Below are 1,310 nucleotides of genomic sequence, written 5' to 3'. Positions count from 1 at the left end.
GAAAACATTACGTCAAATAATGCGTTTCGTGAAGTATCGCGCTCTATTTCTAGTAGATTGACCAGTTCTTCATATTGAAAGTCTTGATGGTCAAAGCTGCTTATCACGCGTTCACCTAAGTCTTTGATGTATGACTTGAAACTCTTCGCTGCCTTTACATCACTTCTTAGTGCTAATGTGTTGACAAATAAACCTACTATCCCTTCTACATCGGAGTGTCCTCTTCCTGCTACAGGCGTTCCTACTACTACATCTTCCTGTCCGCTGAGTTTGCTTAGTAGTATTTTGTAGATACCTAATAATAGCATATACAGTGTGATGCCGTATTCTTCGCTGAATTTTTTGAGTCCTTCTACTTGTGGTTTTGCCAATTCGAATACGACTGACGAGCCGCCTTCATCTCTCACGCTTCCTCTTGGGTAATCCGTTGGAATGTCTAACACCTCTGGAATGTCCTTGTAAACCTCCATCCAGTAGTCTTTACTTTTGGCTTCTATGCCTTCCTTTTGTTGCCAATCAGAGTAGTCTACATAACGTAAGCCAAGTTCTTTTAAGGAAGAGTCATCTTTGTACAATTCCATGAAGTCTTTGACCAAGATGCCTTGAGAAACACCATCTGTGATGATGTGATGCATGTCTAACATCAAGATATGTTCTTCTGAATTTATCTGTATCAGTCCTACACGTAATAATGGTCCTTGACTTAAATCAAACGGACGGATATAATTTTCTATAATTTTACGTGTTTTTTCACTTTCTAAAGCATCGCCTTGGTAATGGTCTACCGAGAAACTAACGGATTCTTCCGGTAGTATTTTTTGGTAGACTTCATCACCTTGCATCTCAAAGTATGTGCGCAGACTCTCATGTCGTGAGATGAGTGATTTGATGGTATTTTCAAAACGTTCTGTATCTAGGCTGCCACGAAGAATCACAACATTTGGCATGTTGTAAGTGATTGATTCGCGATTGAATTCGTATAAGAAATACATTCTTCGTTGTGCTGATGAAAGACCATAGTATTCTTGGTCTTCCAGTACAGGAATGGCTTTGTGATCGCTTTTGGTACTTTTTTCTATGTAAGCGCTCAGTCCTTCTAGCGTTGGTGTGGCAAAGACTTCATCTAATGGTACTTTAACTTCTAAGTCTTTGGCTAGTTTGTTGATAAGACTAATCGCGCTGAGTGAATTCCCGCCAAGGTCAAAAAAGTTATCGCCTTTAAAGATGCGTTCTTCATCTATTTCTAAGATGTCTGACCAAATACTGCGAACAGAGAGTTCGATTTCTGTAAAGTCACTATCACCTTCTAA

1 protein-coding gene is annotated in these 1,310 nt (G+C 39.5%); it reads right to left on the bottom strand.

What is annotated here, in order from left to right; genetic code table 11:
• Positions 1–1,310: condensation domain-containing protein (locus C8N46_RS20045; RefSeq protein ID WP_245896974.1), on the bottom strand; the 1,310-nt coding region annotated here is incomplete at both ends.

The organism is Kordia periserrulae, assembly GCF_003054265.1.
In the GTDB taxonomy this organism is placed as follows: Bacteria; Bacteroidota; Bacteroidia; order Flavobacteriales; family Flavobacteriaceae; genus Kordia; species Kordia periserrulae.
The sequence above is the reverse complement of the archived record's forward strand: the minus strand, read 5'-3'. Positions and strand labels throughout refer to the sequence as shown.